This window comes from Sporosarcina sp. E16_3 (assembly GCF_017347125.1).
Taxonomy (GTDB): domain Bacteria; phylum Bacillota; class Bacilli; order Bacillales_A; family Planococcaceae; genus Sporosarcina.
The window spans coordinates 13,110-32,701 of sequence record NZ_JADPRX010000030.1; the positions used below are offsets into that span (position 1 = coordinate 13,110).

The 19,592-nt window shown below is 42.0% G+C and carries 22 protein-coding genes; all 22 read left to right on the forward strand.

Features of this window, described 5'->3' with window-relative positions; all coding sequences use genetic code 11:
* Positions 1-18 precede the first annotated feature (18 nt).
* Positions 19-1,266, forward strand: coding sequence for a flagellar hook-length control protein FliK (locus I2483_RS19705; protein WP_207277979.1), 1,248 nt, complete (start codon positions 19-21; stop codon positions 1,264-1,266).
* 3 nt (positions 1,267-1,269) lie between these two features.
* Entirely contained in the window at positions 1,270-1,953 is a 684-nt protein-coding gene (flgD, locus tag I2483_RS15315; RefSeq protein ID WP_207277980.1) for a flagellar hook assembly protein FlgD, read from the forward strand.
* Between the two features lie 4 nt (positions 1,954-1,957).
* Positions 1,958-2,338: a TIGR02530 family flagellar biosynthesis protein gene (locus I2483_RS15320; protein ID WP_207277981.1), complete on the forward strand. Its 381-nt coding sequence runs from the start codon at positions 1,958-1,960 to the stop codon at positions 2,336-2,338.
* A gap of 86 nt (positions 2,339-2,424) precedes the next feature.
* On the forward strand, positions 2,425-3,345 hold the full coding sequence (locus I2483_RS15325; RefSeq protein ID WP_207277982.1) for a flagellar hook-basal body complex protein: 921 nt from the start codon (positions 2,425-2,427) through the stop codon (positions 3,343-3,345).
* A 105-nt stretch (positions 3,346-3,450) separates the two neighbouring features.
* The gene (locus I2483_RS15330; protein WP_186671338.1) at positions 3,451-3,672 is read left to right on the forward strand and encodes a flagellar FlbD family protein; all 222 of its coding nucleotides are present in this window, start codon (positions 3,451-3,453) and stop codon (positions 3,670-3,672) included.
* Positions 3,662-4,087, forward strand: coding sequence for a flagellar basal body-associated protein FliL (gene fliL, locus I2483_RS15335; RefSeq protein WP_207277983.1), 426 nt, complete (start codon positions 3,662-3,664; stop codon positions 4,085-4,087). The genes I2483_RS15330 and fliL overlap by 11 nt, the downstream gene beginning before the upstream one ends.
* 138 nt (positions 4,088-4,225) lie before the next feature.
* Entirely contained in the window at positions 4,226-5,224 is a 999-nt protein-coding gene (fliM, locus tag I2483_RS15340) for a flagellar motor switch protein FliM (RefSeq protein ID WP_207277984.1), read from the forward strand.
* Positions 5,217-6,443, forward strand: coding sequence for a flagellar motor switch phosphatase FliY (fliY, locus tag I2483_RS15345; RefSeq protein WP_207278009.1), 1,227 nt, complete (start codon positions 5,217-5,219; stop codon positions 6,441-6,443). Before fliM ends, fliY begins: the two co-directional genes overlap by 8 nt.
* 19 nt (positions 6,444-6,462) lie before the next feature.
* The gene (locus I2483_RS15350) at positions 6,463-6,825 is read left to right on the forward strand and encodes a response regulator (RefSeq protein WP_186671233.1); all 363 of its coding nucleotides are present in this window, start codon (positions 6,463-6,465) and stop codon (positions 6,823-6,825) included.
* Positions 6,826-6,832: 7 nt separating this feature from the next.
* Positions 6,833-7,543, forward strand: a complete 711-nt coding sequence (locus I2483_RS15355; RefSeq protein WP_207277985.1) for a flagellar biosynthetic protein FliO — start codon at positions 6,833-6,835, stop codon at positions 7,541-7,543.
* Positions 7,536-8,201, forward strand: a complete 666-nt coding sequence (fliP, locus tag I2483_RS15360) for a flagellar type III secretion system pore protein FliP (RefSeq protein ID WP_186671231.1) — start codon at positions 7,536-7,538, stop codon at positions 8,199-8,201. The genes I2483_RS15355 and fliP overlap by 8 nt, the downstream gene beginning before the upstream one ends.
* 12 nt (positions 8,202-8,213) lie before the next feature.
* Positions 8,214-8,483 carry a flagellar biosynthesis protein FliQ gene (fliQ, locus tag I2483_RS15365; protein WP_207277986.1) on the forward strand — a complete coding sequence of 90 codons (270 nt, stop codon included), beginning with the start codon at positions 8,214-8,216 and terminating at the stop codon, positions 8,481-8,483.
* Positions 8,484-8,487: 4 nt separating this feature from the next.
* Positions 8,488-9,264 (forward strand): flagellar biosynthetic protein FliR, encoded by a 777-nt coding sequence (gene fliR / locus I2483_RS15370; RefSeq protein WP_207277987.1) that lies wholly within the window; start codon positions 8,488-8,490, stop codon positions 9,262-9,264.
* A 1-nt stretch (position 9,265) separates the two neighbouring features.
* Positions 9,266-10,348, forward strand: a complete 1,083-nt coding sequence (gene flhB / locus I2483_RS15375; RefSeq protein WP_207277988.1) for a flagellar biosynthesis protein FlhB — start codon at positions 9,266-9,268, stop codon at positions 10,346-10,348.
* 281 nt (positions 10,349-10,629) lie between these two features.
* Positions 10,630-12,660, forward strand: coding sequence for a flagellar biosynthesis protein FlhA (gene flhA, locus I2483_RS15380; RefSeq protein WP_207277989.1), 2,031 nt, complete (start codon positions 10,630-10,632; stop codon positions 12,658-12,660).
* Positions 12,660-13,772 (forward strand): flagellar biosynthesis GTPase FlhF, encoded by a 1,113-nt coding sequence (gene flhF, locus I2483_RS15385; RefSeq protein ID WP_207277990.1) that lies wholly within the window; start codon positions 12,660-12,662, stop codon positions 13,770-13,772. Before flhA ends, flhF begins: the two co-directional genes overlap by 1 nt.
* The gene (locus I2483_RS15390; RefSeq protein WP_207277991.1) at positions 13,765-14,631 is read left to right on the forward strand and encodes a MinD/ParA family protein; all 867 of its coding nucleotides are present in this window, start codon (positions 13,765-13,767) and stop codon (positions 14,629-14,631) included. Before flhF ends, I2483_RS15390 begins: the two co-directional genes overlap by 8 nt.
* 1 nt (position 14,632) lies before the next feature.
* On the forward strand, positions 14,633-15,769 hold the full coding sequence (locus I2483_RS15395; RefSeq protein WP_207277992.1) for a protein-glutamate methylesterase/protein-glutamine glutaminase: 1,137 nt from the start codon (positions 14,633-14,635) through the stop codon (positions 15,767-15,769).
* A gap of 13 nt (positions 15,770-15,782) precedes the next feature.
* A complete protein-coding gene (locus I2483_RS15400) occupies positions 15,783-17,810 on the forward strand; it encodes a chemotaxis protein CheA (RefSeq protein ID WP_207277993.1) in 2,028 nt (675 codons plus the stop codon).
* 15 nt (positions 17,811-17,825) lie between these two features.
* On the forward strand, positions 17,826-18,293 hold the full coding sequence (locus I2483_RS15405) for a chemotaxis protein CheW (protein WP_207277994.1): 468 nt from the start codon (positions 17,826-17,828) through the stop codon (positions 18,291-18,293).
* Positions 18,283-18,915 (forward strand): chemotaxis protein CheC, encoded by a 633-nt coding sequence (locus tag I2483_RS15410; protein WP_207277995.1) that lies wholly within the window; start codon positions 18,283-18,285, stop codon positions 18,913-18,915. Before I2483_RS15405 ends, I2483_RS15410 begins: the two co-directional genes overlap by 11 nt.
* A 1-nt stretch (position 18,916) precedes the next feature.
* Positions 18,917-19,411 carry a chemotaxis protein CheD gene (locus I2483_RS15415; protein WP_207277996.1) on the forward strand — a complete coding sequence of 165 codons (495 nt, stop codon included), beginning with the start codon at positions 18,917-18,919 and terminating at the stop codon, positions 19,409-19,411.
* Positions 19,412-19,592: the final 181 nt, after the last annotated feature.

Here is a 19,592-nt window from a genome sequence, read left to right on the forward strand (position 1 = left end):
TTGAAGGGAGGTGAACTAGTGAACATCGCATCATTGCAAGCAATTGCTGGGAAAAGTGTGAAAACTTCGTCGAATAATGTGCCGTCAGGTCAGCGGGCAACAAATTCATTTGGATCAGTTTTTAGCAATATCGCTGGAAATGGCCCACTAACTGTCGCTCCCGTAAAGGAACAGATTGTCAGCGGGATAAACGATGAATCGATAATGGCAATTTTTAATGCAACTTCTATTGAAGAATTAAAAGATGGCGAAAGTAAACTAGACTCAATTTCCAATCTTGAAGAGCTTGCAAGTCTACTTAATCTTGAACCAAAACAACTGATTGAAAGCTTGCTTCAACTATTGGAACAAGCAGGTCTTGATGAAAAGGGACTGTTGGCAGTGTCTAATATGTATGACTTTTGGACTGTGTTGAATACCATTGACAACGTGGCATCTCAGTTTTTCGCTAAATTGACAGATGCGCTTGAAGGAAAAGGTGGAATACCGAAACAGCAGGCGGTTGAATTGTTGATGTTGCTAAAAACAGCGGAACTTGTCGCGCCAAAAACCGATTTATTGATGAAACAAGAACAGCAAGTTTTCACGCTGCAAGGCTACCTTGCAACGGCAAGTGAACGTTTCGAATATGTACTTAATTCCAGCAGTTCTGCGAAGAATGGCATGGTACAATTGATGGAGTCGAAAAACGTAGTCCAATTTGTTATTCCAGTAGAAGCAGGGCGAACAATGACGGATGATGGAACTTCCAAAGATGCATTGCAACAAGTTGCCAGTAGCGCATTTGGTACTGTGGTAACAGCTAAAGGTGAACTTACACTTACTGAAGTAGAAAATCGCAATAACGCACGAAATGAAGCCTTGATGAAAGAAATGCAAACTATTTTTAAACGTTCGAATTTCGGTCAAACTGACGGAACAAATCGTCTCCTAATCAAACTGTATCCAGAACATCTGGGGCAAGTTCGAATTGAATTGCTGCAGGTGAATGGCATCATGACGGCACGAATTCTGGCATCCACTGCACTCGGTAAAGAGATGCTCGATAGTCAGTTGCATCAGCTTAGAAGCGCATTCCTCCAACAAAATCTGCAAGTAGAACGAATCGACGTTTCTCAAACATTACAAGATACAGCGAAAAATGATCGTGACCAGGCCTTTAATCAACACTTCAGAAAAGAAGGCCAAGAAACAGATGGGAAACAGGAACAAAATGACGAAGAAGAAATGACGTTCCAAGAATATATGATTGATTTGGGAGTGTAACGAATGACGATAGCAGGACAAAAATCTATTTCGGGATCGGATTATTTAATTAATAAGCAGCGGGATGATCGTAAAACCGGTGACGGAGTTATGGGTAAAGATGATTTCATGAAATTACTCATCGCCCAATTACAAAACCAAGACCCAACAAATCCGATGAAAGATAACGAGTTTATCGCCCAAATGGCTCAGTTTTCAGCGCTTGAACAGACGATGAACTTATCGAAATCCTTTGAAAAGTTCGCGGAAGCACAAAGTCAATTACAACTCATTCAGTACAACAGTTTTGCCGGAAAAGATGTCCGTTGGCATGAATTAAGGGTAGATGATAAAGGCACGCCGGTTGTTGGGGAAGATGGAAAACCTCTCGTCGATGAAGGGACCAATCGTATTGTGTCCGTGAAGTATGACAATGGTTCTGTCAAATTCATTATGGATAACGGCAAAGAATTAACACCAGGAAATATCTCAGAAGTGATGTCTGGCTCAGGCGGAACTAACAGTCTCGTTGAAGCAAGTATGCTAATCGGTAAGTTTGTCGGCTACAAAGACGCTGAGGAAGAGAAGGAAGGTAAAGTAGTATCCGTATCAAATAAAGATGGGAAACTGCAATACATTTTGGATAACGGTTCTCGAATTGACGGTAAAAATTTCACCTCGATTAGCGAAGAAGCGACAGTGAAGTGATGATATGGATAAATTAAATCTTCATCGTATCTCAGGACAACCAGTTATCCATCCAGGCAAATCGCCGAAAATCGGACAAAGCCCGAAGCAATCATTTCTTGAACATCTAAACAATGCGGTGCAGCCTGCCGAATTAAAAATAAGCAAACACGCATCAGAACGTTTGGCAGAACGAAACATCCATATATCGGATGCGGAGTGGGAGCATGTCACTGAAAAGGTGAACGAGGCGAAGTTAAAGGGAATCAAAGAATCGCTAGTACTGATGAACCAGGCAGCACTCATTGTAAGTGCGAAGAACTCAACCGTCATTACGGCAATGGATCGTATGGAAGCAAAAGACCAATTATTCACAAATATTGACGGAACAATTGTGCTTAGTTAAAAATCGGCAGGACCTATATGGATGCCATCAGCCGCTAACTGATAGAGGCGGCTACACATTTTAAAATCGAGAGGGGAAAAATATAAATGTTACGCTCAATGTATTCGGGAATTTCAGGTCTACGAAACTTCCAAACAAAGCTAGATGTAATTGGTAACAATATCGCCAACGTTAATACGTACGGATTTAAAAAAGGCCGTACGATTTTTAAAGATTTGATTTCACAAACAGTGGCAGGTGCTTCAGCATCTGGAGATGTACGTGGTGGGGTTAACGCGAAACAAGTTGGACTTGGATCGCAAATTGCGGCAATTGATACAATTCATACTGGTGGGTCTACACAATTTACGGGAAATACATTAGACCTTGCAGTTGCAGGGGATGGATTTTTCCAGGTAGGACAGATAAATGATGGTGAAGTGGAAAACATTCAATATACAAGAGCGGGTAACTTCTATATGGATAATTTGGGGTATCTTGTGAATGGAGAGGGGCAGCTTTTAGTTGGTGTTGACGGAGTTGAAGTTACAGTTCCGGTTGATCCGGCTACCCCTGATATATATGAGGATGCGGATATAGCTACTGTTACGCCAATCGATCCAACTACTCCAGATGCTACAAGGGACGCACTTTCACGAATTAGTATCCCTACAACAGCGCAAAGTATGAGTATCGCTCAAGATGGTAAAGTAACTTTTGTTGATAGTGAGGGAGTTTTAAAGTATGCGGGTACCCTCGTAATGGCCAAATTCCCAAATCCGGGCGGTCTTGAAAAAGTAGGTGGTAACAAGTATCAAGTTTCACCTAACTCGGGTGGAGCAGTATATGGTGAACCAACAGCACAAGGAATAGGCAAGGTCGAATCCGGATTCCTAGAAATGTCCAACGTTGACCTAGCTGAAGAATTTACGGAAATGATTGTAGCACAACGCGGTTTCCAAGCAAACACGCGTATAATCACAACATCTGATGAGATTTTACAAGAACTTGTTAACTTGAAACGATAATTTCTTTAACCCGGAAACAAACATGGGGTGTCAGTATCTGGCACCCCAAACATAGCTTCACTAGAAAAGGAGGGTCGGGCCGGCTCTGTGCCCGGCCCCTTACATATGATACGAGTTACGCGTCTAAACAAAACCGAGTTTACATTGAACGCGCTGTACATTGAGAAAGTCGAGTCATTTCCTGATACAACGATTACCCTAACGACAGGAACGAAGTATGTAGTCTTTGATACCGCCGAAGAGGTTAACAGCCGCATCATCGAATTTTATAAGGCGGTCCAGTTATTATCAAATCCGCATATACGAGGTGTAGAAGATGAAGAATAAAGTAATGACGGTATCCCTTATCATACTAGTTTGTATTACCCTATTCGGCGTAGTTGGACTCATTCTCGTTATGCAACTGGATAAAGGCGGCGATGCAAAAGAGCCAACAATTGATGAGATTATTGAATCCTCGGTTGATATCGGCGAAATTACGACGAATCTTGGCGACCGACAATTTGTCCGACTTACCTTGAAAATCCAGACAGATAATAAGTTAGCTGGAGAAGAACTTGCAAAAAGGGATTTCCAAGTGAAAAATATTATTATCCAAGAACTATCCGAGATGACGTCGAAAGACCTTGAAGGAAAAGCTGGTAAAAAGGCTTTCGAGGATGTCTTGATCGGACAACTCAACCCGCTTATGCAAAATGGGGAAGTTCAAAAAGTCTATATCGTATCTTACATTATTCAATAACTAGTTTAGTTGAATGTATGAATAACTATGTAAATAGCAAAGATGTCCCCTAGCGTCGCAGCGAATTCAATGGAATTCTTTATTACAACCTATATAATCAAGTAGTTGAACTAGAGTCAGATAGCGGGAGGTGACCATATGGCCGGGGATATATTATCCCAAAGTGAGATCGACGCATTATTGTCTGCGATTTCAACAGGGGAAATGTCTGCTGAAGACATGAAAAAGGAAGATGAGACTAGGAAAGTAAAAGTGTATGATTTTAAACGTGCACTCCGATTTTCCAAAGACCAGATTCGCAGTTTGACCAGGATTCACGAGAACTTTGCGAGGCTATTAACGACGTATTTTTCAGCACAGTTGAGAACGTATGTCCAAATCAATGTTGCATCGGTCGATCAGATTCCTTTCGAAGAATTTATTCGTTCTATTCCCAATATGACCTTAATTAATATTTTTGAAGTTCCACCGCTAGACGGCAATATCCTAATGGAAGTGAACCCGAACATAGCTTATACGATGCTCGATCGCATGATGGGTGGAGTTGGAGAAAGTCCGGGGAAAGTTGATAACTTAACTGAAATTGAATTGAAAATCATGACGAATTTATTCGAACGTTCTTTTGATAATTTACGCGAAGCATGGTCAGGGATCATCGATATCGATCCATTCCTGACGGAGATTGAAGTCAATCCACAGTTCCTTCAAATGATATCGCCGAATGAAACAGTCGTTGTTATCTCGTTCAATCTTATCATCGGAGAATCAAGTGGAATGATCAATATCTGTATTCCACACGTGGTTCTTGAACCAGTCGTACCTAATTTGTCGGTACGCTATTGGATGCAAACCAACAAGAAGGAACCGACAGTAGAGCAAACTGTGGTTCTTGAAAAACGATTGAAACAGGCTCCTTTGTCTATCATCGCCGAGCTAGGTAATGCAGAAATGACGATTGAAGATTTCCTTTACCTTCAAGTGGGGGATGTTGTAAAGTTAAATCGTAAAATTGACGATCCACTCGTCATAAAAATCGGTGATATACCGAAATTCACCGCACAGCCGGGGCATTTGAAAAACCAGATGGCTGTTCAGATAATTGATACAAAGATCGGAGTGGATGAAGATGATGAGTGATAATATCCTTTCACAGGAAGAAATTGAAGCATTATTACGTGGGGATCCATTGTCAAGCGATGAGCCTAAGAAGTCTAGCGCGATAGAAATAGTAACTGCAGATTACTTGGATGATATGGAGAAAGACGCGCTTGGTGAAATTGGTAATATCTCTTTCGGCAGTTCAGCAACAGCATTATCGGCATTGCTGGGACAAAAAGTCGACATAACGACACCTACTATTTCGGTTGTCGATAAGGGAGCTTTGGAAGATGAATTCATTCATCCATACGTTGCCATTAAGGTAGACTATACAGTAGGTCTTAGCGGCATGAACTTACTCGTTATAAAACAAAGTGATGCGGCTATAATTGCGGATCTGATGTTGGGCGGAGATGGTTTAAATCCGAATATGGACCTTGGTGAAATTCATCTAAGTGCTGTCCAAGAAGCTATGAACCAAATGATGGGTTCCGCGGCTACTTCAATGTCGACTTTGTTCAATAAAAAAGTCGATATTTCACCACCAACAATCAATTTGATGGATGTCCTTGTTGATAAAGGCCGGGATCTTATTCCGAAAGATGACTTATTGATAAAAGTATCCTTTGCGCTTAAAGTAGGCGACCTGATCGATTCAAACATTATGCAATTACTACCACTAGGATTCGGCAAGAAATTAGTTGCCTCTCTCATGGGTGGCGACGCGGAAGAGGAAACTGTGGCAGTTTTCGAGATGACTCGACCAACAGAACAGCAATCCACTCCAGTCCACCAGCCAGCACAGCAACAACAAGTGCAACAACAGTCGTACGAACAAAATGGTTATGGACAAGGGATGCAGCAACCAGCTTATGACGAGCAATACGGACAGTCAGCACCACAACAACAGATGCAAATGCGTCCGCAACAACCGCAGGTACAAGTTCAGCAAGCACAGTTTGCAAGCTTTGACAGCCCATCTTTGAATAAGTCTGAATCCAATAACTTGAATATGCTCCTTGATATTCCTTTACAAGTAACGGTCGAACTTGGAAGAACAAAGCGTTCGGTTAAGGAAATCTTGGAAATGTCGAGTGGTTCCATTATTGAACTGGACAAACTTGCGGGAGAACCGGTTGATATATTAGTAAATAACCGCCATATCGCAAAAGGAGAAGTTGTTGTTATCGACGAAAACTTCGGAGTACGAATTACAGATATTTTGAGCCAAGCAGAACGTGTAAATAATTTAAGATAACTTAACGGGGGTAATGACAATGAGTAGACGTATATTAATAGTAGACGATGCAGCTTTCATGCGAATGATGATTAAAGATATTTTGACAAAGAACAATTTCGAAGTGGTTGGCGAGGCGGCAGATGGTGTACAAGCTATTGAAAAGTATTTCGATTTAAAACCTGATCTTGTCACAATGGACATTACAATGCCAGAAATGGATGGTATTGCAGCTTTAAAAGCGATTAAAGAAAAAGACCCTTCGGCGAAGATCATCATGTGTTCAGCAATGGGGCAGCAGGCTATGGTAATCGATGCAATTCAAGCTGGTGCAAAAGACTTTATCGTTAAACCATTCCAGGCAGATCGAGTTGTTGAAGCAATCGAAAAAGCATTAGGATAATCGAAGGATGAAATCAACGATTGTACTAAAGTACTTGTCAGCGTTCATTCTAATCATCTTCATAGTAGCCCAATTGCCATACGCATCCGTTCACGCAGACACCGACGTGGATCCGAATAAACCGGTGTCCGATATGTTTAACAAAGACCCGGAAAAGGGTACCAGTACCGACACCGATGAGGGCAAGTTAACACCGCCTCCTGCTGATGACCTGACTACGGATAAGGCGGGCGTCGGTTCCTCTGCGGGGGACTACATAAAAACGTTATTCGCTTTAGTGTTCGTCCTAGGGTTATTATTCGGTCTATTGAAGTTCGTTAATCGGAAAAATAAGCTCTACGATAAAAATCGACTTATGAAAAACATGGGTGGTATTTCGCTCGGTCAGCATAAATCGATACAATTGGTCTTAATAGGTGAGTCCTATTACGTTATCGGGGTTGGAAACGATATCCGCCTGTTAAAAGAGATTACGGATCCCAATGAAGTCGATAAACTAGTTGAATTCTACGAGGGTGGTAGTTCAGAGTTAACAGATGGGATGCTCAATCGGATTCTTGCTAAAGTAACAGGAAAACCGAAAAGTGCCTCGAATGTGACAACGCAAGAGTCACCTGACTTCGGTAATATATTTCAATCAAAGCTTGAGGAGATGAAAGAAGAGAGAAAACGGCATATCAGCCGGTTGACAGAAAAGGAGCGCAACCGAGATGAATGATTTTGCTCAGTTTTTCTCAGATAGTGATCCAACAAATGTATCAACATCTATCAAAATGATGTTGCTTCTGACTGTCTTGTCCCTTGCTCCAGCTATTCTAATTTTAATGACATCTTTTGCGAGGATTATCATAGTTCTGTCATTCGTCAGAACTGCACTTGCAACACAGCAGATGCCTCCCAACCAAGTACTTGTCGGTCTAGCACTCTTTTTAACATTTTTCATTATGGCTCCAACGTTTCAGCAAGTGAATGATAAGGCTCTAACACCATTATTTGCCGATGAGATTTCACTTGACGAAGCATATGAACAGGCAAGTATCCCGTTCAAAGAGTTCATGAGTAAACATACAAGACAAAAGGATTTGGAGTTATTCCTTCGCTACAATAAAGCAGATCGACCTGAATCACTAGAAGACATTTCACTGACAATGTTAGTCCCTGCATTCGCACTGAGTGAAATTAAAACGGCATTCCAAATGGGCTTCATGATTTTCATTCCATTTTTAGTTATTGACATGATTGTAGCAAGTATCCTTATGTCAATGGGAATGATGATGTTACCGCCAGTTATGATTTCGTTGCCGTTTAAAATATTGCTGTTCGTCCTTGTGGATGGTTGGTATCTCATTATCAAATCATTGTTGCAAAGTTTTTAGGAGGGGTTTTGAATGACGCAAGAATTAGTCATAGAGATAGCTGAGCGTGCCATCTGGGTCATTCTTTTGACTTCAGGCCCTCTCCTTATCCTTGCACTTGTGACAGGGCTGTCCGTTAGTATTTTCCAGGCAACTACACAGATTCAGGAACAAACACTAGCATTCGTGCCTAAAATTGTTTCTGTTTTAGTTGGAATTGTCATTTTCGGCCCCTGGATGCTAGCAAGAGTCACAACGTATGCAGCAGATATTTTTGAAAATCTTGGACGGTATGTCGGGTGATTAAATGGAAGAATTAGTACCTTCATTAGCCGCATACTTACTTATACTGACCCGAGTCACTGCTTTTTTTGTCACACTTCCACTATTTTCCTACCGTGCGATACCGGCTACCCAACGTATCATTTTTGGTGCTTTGCTAGCGTGGGCAATGGTCTATACAGTCGACATGCCTGTGCTGGAGATTGATGGGGCATACCTCTTGTTAGTTGTAAAAGAGGCCATGACTGGATTATTCATTGGCATCATCGCATTCATCGTTATGTCTGCTATTCAAGTTGCCGGTGGTTTTATCGATTTTCAAATGGGTTTTGCGATTGCGAACGTAATTGATCCGCAGACTGGAGCACAATCTCCACTTCTTGGTCAATTCTTTAACTCGTTGGCCATCCTGTTGTTACTAGCACTAAACGGCCATCATATGCTTTTAGATGGTATTTTTTATAGCTATCAATTTCTCCCGGCGGACCAACTGTGGCCGGCCTTTGGAAAAGAAGGGGTAGTCGATTTCGTCATTCGGACTTTTGCAACCTCATTCGCAATTGCTTTCCAAATGTCTATTCCAATTGTTGCAACATTATTCCTTGTCGATATAGCACTTGGAATCACTGCAAGAGCAGTGCCACAATTAAATATTTTCGTTATAGGATTCCCAATCAAGATTGGGGTTAGTTTCGTCGTTCTGTTTATTATGATGGGTGTTATGGTCCAAATGATGAAGAAATTGTTTGAAGTGATGATGATCAGTATGAGGGACTTGATGTTAATTCTTGGAGGTGGCTAGTATGATGTTGCGGCTTGATCTGCAATTCTTCGCAGGGGAAAAGACCGAAAAAGCCACTCAGAAAAAACGTCAAGATTCCCGAAAAAAAGGCCAGGTATTAAAAAGTCAGGACGTTACAAGTGCAATCCTGCTACTATCCGTGTTCCTTTTCCTGTTTTTTGCTGCAGGATTTATGAGGGACCGCTTTTTCATGTTTTTCCATCAGGCATTCACTGAATATCTTCCTATATCCAATCTAGATGAGGATCAGGCAATGCTCATTTATGGAGATGTCTTAATTCAAATGGCATTTCTTCTATTGCCTGTCATGCTAATTGCGGTTGTTGCAGGAGTGGCTGGGAATATATTTCAATTCGGTTTGCTTCTTACCGCTGAACCGCTGAAGATGGATTTGAAGAAAATAGATCCAATCAAAGGGCTAAAGCGGATTTTTTCGATCCGTGCCATTATTGAATTGATGAAGTCCATATTGAAAATTTCATTTATTGGAACAACTACTACGCTTATTCTTATGGCGAATATTGATAAAGTACTAGGGCTGGCATTTAAAAGCCCTTGGGACGTATTAACGACGATTGGGCAACTTGCCGCATTAATGGGAATAACAGCAGCGTTTGTCCTGTTATTCATATCCATTCTAGACTTTATGTATCAAAAATATGACTATGAAAAAAATCTTCGGATGTCCAAACAGGATATTAAGGATGAATATAAAAACTCCGAAGGGGATCCGCTTATAAAATCCAAGATTAAGCAGCAACAACGTGAAATGGCGATGCGACGTATGATGCAGGAAGTTCCTAACGCTGATGTCGTTATTACGAACCCGACCCATTATGCGATTGCACTGAAGTATAAGGACGGGGATATGGATGCGCCCATCGTTGTCGCAAAAGGTGTCGATTTCGTCGCTCAAAAGATTAAATTGATTGCCACAGAAAATAACATTGCCATGGTAGAAAATCGACCACTCGCGAGAGCGCTTTACGACGATGTTGAAATTGGTGGAAGGATTCCTGAAGAGTTCTTCAAGGCGATAGCTGAGATACTTGCGTATGTATACAGAATTCAACGTAAAATTTGATTTGGTCAACAGGAGGAAGGATGTAGTTCAATCCTTCCTCCTGTTGACCAAATGCCTCCGACGTACAGGACGTACTAGTGCCGACGTTGTCGCAGGACGCGGCTCCTTTAGTCGGCCAGCTGATGTCACAGATTTTGAAAGGAGTGAAAAGGCAACCTAAGTTCGCCGCATCCTGCGGCAAAGGCTGCATACCTGCGTCCTGCAGGCACAAGCTCAATTTTAAAATCTGGACGCAAACACTCCGAGGCGTGTTTGATTAAATACTAGAAAGTAGGGATGACATGAAATTCAGAGATATAGGAGTACTCGCGGCGGTAATTATGATTGTTGCGATGCTTGTCATCCCGCTTCCACCATGGCTTTTGAGTTTCTTGATAATTATAAATATTACACTTGGACTTTTAGTTCTTTTAACAGCCATGAACATGCAGGAAGCGTTACAGTTTTCAATTTTTCCTACCTTATTACTTTTGCTTACACTTTTCCGTTTGGGCCTTAACGTTTCAACGACTCGGGCAATTTTGTCAAACGGAGATGCGGGTGGAGTTGTTGAAACGTTCGGTACCTTTGTTACGGGAGGAAATATCGTCGTCGGTCTCGTTATCTTCGTTATCCTTGTCATTATTCAGTTTATCGTCATTACAAAAGGTGCGGAGCGGGTATCTGAAGTAGCAGCCCGTTTCACGCTTGATGCAATGCCAGGGAAACAGATGAGTATCGATGCTGACTTGAACGCCGGTATGATTTCTGAAACGGAAGCGCGTATGAGACGTGAAAAAGTCAGTAATGAAGCCGACTTTTACGGAGCCATGGACGGGGCAACAAAGTTCGTTAAAGGAGACGCAATCGCCGGTATCATTATCGTCATTATCAACCTGCTTGTTGGGATGATCATTGGGGTAGTTCAAATGGGGCTACCATTCGCGGAAGCCGCTTTGCTCTTTTCACAATTGACAGTCGGTGATGGTATTGTTTCACAAATACCAGCGCTGCTTATTTCAACTGCAACAGGTATTGTCGTCACACGTGCCGCGTCTAAGGGCAATCTAGGTACCGATATTATCAGCCAGCTCTTTGGACAAGCCAAATTACTTTACGTCGCAGCTGCAACAGTATTTTTACTCGGGCTTGCTACACCTATTAACGACATACTTACAATTCCGGTTGCGATTGCACTGGCAGCCGGGGCCTATCTAATGTCTAAAAAGGCCGTAGAAGATCCTAAGGAACTGCTGGAGATGGAAGAAGATGTTGAAACAGAAGGTCTGAAAAGCCCGGAGAATGTTGTCAATTTGCTGAATGTAGACCCAATTGAATTTGAGTTCGGCTATGGGCTTATTCCGCTAGTAGATGCGACGCAGGGTGGGGATTTACTCGACCGTGTTGTTATGATTCGTAGGCAGTTGGCAATTGAACTGGGTCTCGTTATCCCGGTTGTTCGTATTAGGGATAATATCCAGTTACAACCAAATGAGTATAGAATCAAGATTAAGGGAAGTGAATTAGCAAGAGGGGAATTACTTCTTGATCATTACCTAGCAATGAGTCCGGGCGGAGACGATTCGATTGAGGGTATTGATACAATCGAGCCGTCATTCGGACTTCCGGCTAAATGGATAACGGAAGATGTCAAAGAAGATGCAGAGATTCTTGGTTATACGGTTGTCGATCCACCAAGTGTTGTTTCGACGCATCTGACAGAAGTGATTCGTGCGAATGCTGCGGACTTGATTGGCCGTCAAGAAACAAAACAATTGGTCGATCACGTGCGTGAAACGTACCCGATACTTGTCGACGAGCTCACACCTACACCGTTATCGATTGGTGAAATTCAAAAAGTACTTGCGAAGTTGCTGAACGAGCATGTCTCAGTACGGAACTTGCCAATCATCTTTGAAACGCTTGCGGATTATTCGAAATATACATCAGACGTCGACGTCTTAACAGAATATGTTAGACAGGCTCTTGCAAGGCAAATTACAAATCAGTACGCGCCGACTGGTCAATCGCTCAAAGTACTGACCGTCTCTGGCAAAGTTGAGAAAATGATTGCGGATAGTATCCAACAAACGGAACAAGGTAATTATTTATCACTAGACCCACAACATTCCCAGGAAATCCTCGAATCGATTGCAGGGGAAGTAGAACGTGTCGCACTGATGGATCAATCGCCGGTTGTCCTTTGTACGCCAGCAATCCGCATGTATTTGAGGCAAATAACGGAACGATATTTCCCTCAAATTCCAGTATTATCATACAATGAACTTGAAGCTTCAATTGAAGTCCAAAGTGTTGGGGTGGTGGATATCTGATGAAAATGAAAAAATATACAGCGGTAACAATGGTAGAAGCCATGAAAAAAGTTCGTCTGGACTTTGGTGATGATGCACTTATCCTTAGTTCAAATGTCATTAAATCCAAAGGGTTCTTAGGTTTGTTTAAAAAGAAATCTGTGGAAGTGGTTGCGGGTTTTGATGAACCGGTCTCGAGAAAAGAAGAAACAGTTCTCCCATCTATATCATTGCATGCTGAAAGAGGCGACGATACGTCCGGAGACTTAAAAAGAGAAATGTCTGAAATGAAAAAAATGTTGAAGGATATACAGCAAGCCGCTACCCATTCCCGTTTTCCAGATGAAGTGAAACCGTTACTTACGCATCTTGAAAAACAGGGATTGTCTGCAAATTTCATTACTGAGTTGGGTGAACATCTTTACGATAGGATGAAAGTGGAGAAAAAAGATTTCACAAATGAAGAGCAACTTGTTATTGTGAAACAATTACTTGAACGGGAAATTGGTGATTTACCGTTCGGGGGCATTTCTTTCAATAAAAGATTCATTAATGTTCTTGGACCAACAGGTGTTGGAAAGACCACAACTATTGCCAAAATTGCTGCACGGGCACTACTTGAAAAAAAGAAGAAAATCGGTTTTATCACCACTGATACGTACCGAATTGCAGCGATTGAACAGCTTCGTACATATGCGAACTTGTTGCAAGCTCCAGTGGAAATTGCATATAACAGCAAGGATTTCGAACTAGCAATCGAGAAATTGGCTGACCGTGATCTAATATTTATTGATACCGCAGGTCGTAATTACAAAGAGGCTAAATACGTAGAAGATTTGACGCGTCTAATCGATTTTTCGCTTGATATGGAATCGTATCTAGTTCTTTCTATGACGTCTAAAGAGGAAGACATGCGGGCAATCATTGAACAGTTCAAGTCATTTTCCGTTGAAAAGTTCATCTTCACTAAAATGGATGAAACCGGCACAATCGGTCCGATGTTTAATCTGATGAAGGACTATGGTATTGGAACCGCATATTACACGGATGGTCAGGAAGTGCCGGAAGATATTACCGATGCAGATAGTATGAAACTGATTTCATTGTTAGTAAAGGGTGCTTATGATGCGTGATCAGGCGGAAAAACTCAGGCTCAAGATGCTGAAGTCCCAAGGTAAACTGTCGAAATCGATTGCTATAGTCAGTGGTAAAGGTGGTGTTGGGAAATCTAATTTTTCAACAAATTTCGCCCATGCCCTTTTAGCTAAAGGTAAGAAAGTAATTATCATTGATATGGACATTGGAATGGGCAACATCCACATTCTACTTGGGATGGCACCGCGGAATAGTTTGACAGACTATTTACTTAATAAGGTAGAAATAGATGAAGTGGTAAATGAAGCGCCTGGAGGATTATCGTTCATTTCTGGGGGGTCTGGGCTGGATAGGGTTATGGAATGGTCGGCAGCTATGTTCGACAGGCTAATCCAAGCGTTTGAACATTTACAACAAAGATATGATTTTATCTTGTTTGATATGGGAGCGGGGGCAACGCAACGTTCAATTGAATTGATTGTCTCTGTGGATGAGATTATTGTCATTTCGACAACTGAACCAACATCCATCACTGATGCCTACTCCATGATGAAATTTATTTGCTTGGAAGATCCCGATAAGGTATTCAGCATCGTCAGTAACCGTGTTTCAAAGGGGGATGATGGCAATGATGCTGTTACGAGACTTCAATATGCTATGCGTAAGTTCCTAGGGAAAGAAACTAAAATTCTAGGTTTCCTGCCTGAAGATCCAGTCGTTCATAAGGCCGTGCTTGCGCAGGAGCCATTTTTGCTACTTTATCCCAAAGCTCCTATATCCCAAAGAATGATGGCAATTGCAGAGTCGTTTGTTAGTCCAACTTCTGAAGTAGGGTTCAAACAAGGAGAAGGATTCCTCGGTAAAATGAGAAGTATATTTGCGAAAGGGCGTGGATGATTTGAGCACAGGCAATCGCAAGAAAGTGCTTGTTGTGGATGATTCGGCATTTATGCGTAAGCTCATATCCGACTTCCTGTCGGGCCATCCGGAAATTGAAGTAATAGGGACTGCACGCAATGGTAAAGAGGCTGTCGAAAAAGTGCAAACGTTGAAACCAGACGTTGTGACCATGGATATTGAAATGCCAATTATGGATGGTCTCGAAGCGTTAAAAGAAATTATGGCGAGCCATCCAGTACCGATTGTCATGTTGTCAAGTACAACTAAAATTGGTGCCGAAAATACCATACTCGCTATGGAATACGGTGCAGTTGACTTTGTCGCGAAGCCGGGTGGGGCAATATCCTTGAACCTTCACGAGGTGAAAGAAGAAATTCTGGGGAAAGTCATTGCCGCTTCTGGTGTACGGCTGTCTACGCTGGCAAGAAAGAATGCAGGGCGGCGGTTGACGCAGCAGATTAGTTCAAAAACGGTTGATAAAGCTGTTGAAATACCCGCCTTTTTCCCTAATCTGAGTCAGCTAACAAGTGTGTCCAAATATATGATTCCCAAAACAGGCAAAACATTTGTTATAATAGGTACATCGACAGGGGGGCCTCGGGCACTGCAAGAAGTACTGACGGGTTTACCCGCTTCAATCGGTGTTCCAATACTTGTTGTTCAACATATGCCACCAGGTTTTACAAAATCTCTTGCAGATAGACTGAACGGACTTTGTGATATTCAAGTAAAAGAAGCAGAAGATGGCGAGTTACTTGAAAAGGGTACAGCCTATATTGCACCGGGCGGAAAACATCTTAAAATGATAAAAAAAGGCATGGCCTATTATGTCCGACTAGACGCGGTAGATCCCCCTCGTGCAGGACATCGACCATCCGTTGATGTTCTACTTGAGTCAGCTGCAGCGAACGCGGAGTTGTACTTTTTGACCGTTATTATGACCGGCATGGGGTATGACGGAAAAAATGGTATGGAAGTGTTACGTAAAAACGGTAAAACAATTACGATTGCTGAATCGGCGAAGACATCTGTTGTATATGGCATGCCAAAAGCAATAAAAGAAGCTGGTTTTGCTGACGAGGTCGTGGACTTACACGATATATCAGAATCGATCATAGGCATCATAAAGTCTTAAAGGAGGCGTCACGATGGATACAAGCCAATACTTGGAAATGTTTATAGATGAGAGTAAGGAGCATCTACAAGCATGCAACGAGCATCTGTTGGAACTCGAGAAAAACCCGCTAGATCTTGCCATTGTAAATGAAGTATTCCGGTCCGCTCATACATTGAAAGGGATGTCGGCAACAATGGGATATGAAGACATCGCCGATCTTACACATATGATGGAAAATGTATTGGACGCAATCCGTAATTCAAAGATTCGTGTGACAACTGAAATTTTGGACGTCGTTTTGCAAGCTGTCGATTACCTTGAAGAGATGGTTATGGATATCGCCTCAGGTGGAACAGGAAAAAAAGACGTTTCCAAACTTGTAGAATCATTGAATAGGATTGAAGTAGGTGGCGCGGTAGTAGCTGAAACTGCAGCTTCTGTTGTACTTGAAGAAGAAGTTAGTCATGAGGATTCACTAAGGTATGATGGGTACGAAATGACTGTTATTAGTCAATCATTTGAGCAAGGCTTCAGCGCATTTGAGATTAATGTGAAACTACGAGACGATTGTTTATTGAAAGCGGCAAGGGTCTATATGGTATTTGAAATACTGGAAAAATCCGGTGAAATCATTAAATCTGAACCCAAAGTAGAACGGCTTGAAAATGAAGACTTTAACGAAACGTTTACAGTGGCACTTATTACAAAAGAAGATGCGGATGTCTTGAAAGCTAAAGTATTGAAAGTGTCCGAAATTGAACATGTGACTGTCATGCCTGTTAAAACTGATTATTTGATGCGCGATGCAGATGAAGATGATGAGTCTACTAAAGAGACAGAATCGATAGCGCCTACTACTATCGATGCAGAAGCTAAAAAAGGAAAACGTAACTCAGGCGTGCAATCCGGTAATAAAACAATCCGGGTGAATATTGATAGACTAGATGTTCTTATGAATCTGTTTGAAGAGCTGATTATTGATCGGGGGAGACTTCAATCAATCGCAAGTGAAATCCATAACCCAGAATTGAATGAAACGGTCGAACGGATTACGCGTGTATCTGGTGATTTGCAGAGCATCATCTTAAACATGCGCATGATACCGGTTGAGACAGTATTCAATCGTTTTCCTAAAATGGTCAGGCAGTTGGCACGTGATCTTAACAAGAAAGTCGAACTTGAAATCATTGGAGCTGAAACCGAACTTGATCGAACAGTTATTGACGAAATCGGGGATCCGCTCGTTCACTTGATTCGTAATGCACTGGATCATGGCATCGAAAATCCAACTGAGCGAGTTGCAAAAGGAAAGCCTGAGGAAGGTACAGTAACACTACGTGCTTATCATTCAGGTAATCATGTATTTATAGAGCTTGAAGACGATGGAGCTGGTGTAAATCGTGAACGCGTCCTTGCAAAAGCAATTAAAAGCGGCATCGTTACAAAAGAGACGGCTGAAACGCTGACGGACCGTCAAGTAGCTGAACTCATTCTTGCGTCAGGTTTCTCGACAGCTGAAAAAATTTCGGATGTATCTGGACGGGGCGTAGGGTTAGATGTCGTGAAAAACACCATTGAATCGCTCGGCGGGTTTATGTCAATTGAATCGAAAGAAGGACAAGGTTCCTTGTTCCAAGTACAACTTCCGTTAACGTTATCTATCATTTCCGTTATGCTAGTAGAGTTGAAAAAAGAAGTGTTTGCGATTCCGTTGTCATCAATCATTGAGACGGCTATCATTCAGACTTCTGAAATTATGAATGCGCATAACCAACAAGTTATCGATTTCCGTGGCAATATCATTCCATTATTAAATTTGACTGAAATTTTCGAAATACCAGAACAAAATAGTGAGTTGGATGGCTATCAGTCTGTAGTTATTGTCCGTAAAGGCGAAAGATTAGCCGGACTGATTGTTGATTCATTCATCGGACAACAGGAAATTGTGTTGAAATCGCTTGGGAATTATTTGCAAAGTGTATTTGCGATATCCGGTGCAACGATTCTTGGAAATGGACAAGTTGCACTCATTGTCGATTGCAACGCATTGATTAAATAAGCGGGGGTGAAGAATATGACTGACAAACTCAATCAAACAGAAATGAAAGTAATCGTTTTTCAATTGTTGGATATGGAGTATGCCATCAATGTTGATATCGTTCAGTCAATCGAGAAAGTGCTTTCGATTACTCGGGTTCCCAAAACGCCAGCTTATGTTAAGGGAGTCATTAACCTTAGAGGAATTGTTACACCAATTGTCGACTTACGTGAGCGGTTTGGCCTCACATCAAAAGAGATAGATGACAGTACAAGAATAATTATTGTCACTTTGGACGAATTTGATGTAGGGCTAATTGTAGATGCTGCGAATGATGTACTCGACATTCCGGTGAATGCAATCGAACCACAACCAGAAGTTGTCGGTTCCGTTGAATCAGACTTCATATCAGGTGTCGCAAAAGTTGGGAAACACCTACTTGTTATGCTGAATCTAGATAAAGTTCTAGAGCCTGTGAAGCGGGTGACGTCAGATGAACTCTGACAATTCAATTACAGATATGCATCTTGATGTATTGAAAGAAGTGGGGAATATTGGAGCTGCACATGCGGCGACTTCATTGTCACAACTGCTTAACCGTAAAATCGATATGCATGTTCCGAATGTCAAACTAGTATCTTTCGATGAGATGTGTGACCTTGCTGGTGGTGCCGAAACAATAGTTGCTGGAATCTACCTCCGAATTGAGGGGGATTTGTCTGGCAGCATGTTTTTCGTTCTTCCAGTTAAATCAGCAAATCACTTCATTAGAAAATTAATTGGGGACGAGACATTCGATTTTGCTTCCCCTAATCTACCTGATATAGGTGTATCCGCAATGCAAGAACTAGGCAATATTCTTTCGGGATCTTACTTGTCCGCACTGTCCGATTTTACAGGCTTGAAAATTTATCCCACAGTACCTTCATTAAGTGTCGACATGGTTGGTGCAATCGTCAGTTTCGGACTGATTGAAGTATCTCATTATAGCGATGAGGTCATCGTTATTGACACGCAGATACGTGAGGAAAGTGGGGAAGGAATTTCAAGTGTGAACGGTCACTTTTTCCTGCTTCCGGACCCCTCATCTTACGTTACAATTTTCCGATCACTAGGTGTAATGTGAGATGGATATTTTGAATGAGGTAATTCGGGTAGGGATTGCGGATATGAATATCGTCAAGGAACCGATGACAATTAGAACCTCGGGACTGGGTTCATGTGTCGGAATTGTGCTTTACGATGAGCGCAAAAAAATTGCGGGTATGGTACATATCATGCTTCCGGATTCCAGTCTTGGTAAATCGGATCGCATTAATGTCGCTAAATTTGCGGATACCGGTATTTACGCGTTGATGGAATTGCTAAAGGCGGAAGGTGTCAGACCGATGGCTTTGAAGGCGAAAATTGCGGGTGGTTCACAAATGTTTCAATTCGGTTCAAGCGACACGATTCGCATTGGTCCGCGAAACGTTGAAGCCGTTAAACAAGAATTGAAACGACTGTCTATCCCAATTATTGCTGAAGACACAGGTGGCTCGAGCGGCCGCACAATTGAATTTAATCCTATAGAATCAATGCTAAACATTCGTACAGTAAACTTAGGGACGAAAGAAATCTGAGAATAGAGCGGATGAATTCGGCCGCAGGACAATTAAGAACGGCGGCTGGTAAGTCCAGTCGCCTTTTTTGAATGAAAGTATAAGTTTTTCCTACTTCGATCGGTGTCTAGACTCCAGGCGCCAGCCGCTCGGAGGGATTGAACTGCATCCCTCCTTATTGCCGCAGGAAGTGGCGTACTTA

What these genes read in the sequence shown, in the direction of transcription:
- flgD (WP_207277980.1), top strand. Translation starts at nt 1,270, where the DNA reads ATGACGATAGCAGGACAAAAATCTATTTCGGGATCGGATTATTTAATT.
- I2483_RS15320 (WP_207277981.1), top strand. Translation starts at nt 1,958, where the DNA reads ATGGATAAATTAAATCTTCATCGTATCTCAGGACAACCAGTTATCCAT.
- I2483_RS15325 (WP_207277982.1), top strand. Translation starts at nt 2,425, where the DNA reads ATGTTACGCTCAATGTATTCGGGAATTTCAGGTCTACGAAACTTCCAA.
- I2483_RS15330 (WP_186671338.1), top strand. Translation starts at nt 3,451, where the DNA reads ATGATACGAGTTACGCGTCTAAACAAAACCGAGTTTACATTGAACGCG.
- fliL (WP_207277983.1), top strand. Translation starts at nt 3,662, where the DNA reads ATGAAGAATAAAGTAATGACGGTATCCCTTATCATACTAGTTTGTATT.
- fliM (WP_207277984.1), top strand. Translation starts at nt 4,226, where the DNA reads ATGGCCGGGGATATATTATCCCAAAGTGAGATCGACGCATTATTGTCT.
- fliY (WP_207278009.1), top strand. Translation starts at nt 5,217, where the DNA reads ATGAGTGATAATATCCTTTCACAGGAAGAAATTGAAGCATTATTACGT.
- I2483_RS15350 (WP_186671233.1), top strand. Translation starts at nt 6,463, where the DNA reads ATGAGTAGACGTATATTAATAGTAGACGATGCAGCTTTCATGCGAATG.
- I2483_RS15355 (WP_207277985.1), top strand. Translation starts at nt 6,833, where the DNA reads ATGAAATCAACGATTGTACTAAAGTACTTGTCAGCGTTCATTCTAATC.
- fliP (WP_186671231.1), top strand. Translation starts at nt 7,536, where the DNA reads ATGAATGATTTTGCTCAGTTTTTCTCAGATAGTGATCCAACAAATGTA.
- fliQ (WP_207277986.1), top strand. Translation starts at nt 8,214, where the DNA reads ATGACGCAAGAATTAGTCATAGAGATAGCTGAGCGTGCCATCTGGGTC.
- fliR (WP_207277987.1), top strand. Translation starts at nt 8,488, where the DNA reads ATGGAAGAATTAGTACCTTCATTAGCCGCATACTTACTTATACTGACC.
- flhB (WP_207277988.1), top strand. Translation starts at nt 9,266, where the DNA reads ATGATGTTGCGGCTTGATCTGCAATTCTTCGCAGGGGAAAAGACCGAA.
- flhA (WP_207277989.1), top strand. Translation starts at nt 10,630, where the DNA reads ATGAAATTCAGAGATATAGGAGTACTCGCGGCGGTAATTATGATTGTT.
- flhF (WP_207277990.1), top strand. Translation starts at nt 12,660, where the DNA reads ATGAAAATGAAAAAATATACAGCGGTAACAATGGTAGAAGCCATGAAA.
- I2483_RS15390 (WP_207277991.1), top strand. Translation starts at nt 13,765, where the DNA reads ATGCGTGATCAGGCGGAAAAACTCAGGCTCAAGATGCTGAAGTCCCAA.
- I2483_RS15400 (WP_207277993.1), top strand. Translation starts at nt 15,783, where the DNA reads ATGGATACAAGCCAATACTTGGAAATGTTTATAGATGAGAGTAAGGAG.
- I2483_RS15405 (WP_207277994.1), top strand. Translation starts at nt 17,826, where the DNA reads ATGACTGACAAACTCAATCAAACAGAAATGAAAGTAATCGTTTTTCAA.
- I2483_RS15410 (WP_207277995.1), top strand. Translation starts at nt 18,283, where the DNA reads ATGAACTCTGACAATTCAATTACAGATATGCATCTTGATGTATTGAAA.
- I2483_RS15415 (WP_207277996.1), top strand. Translation starts at nt 18,917, where the DNA reads ATGGATATTTTGAATGAGGTAATTCGGGTAGGGATTGCGGATATGAAT.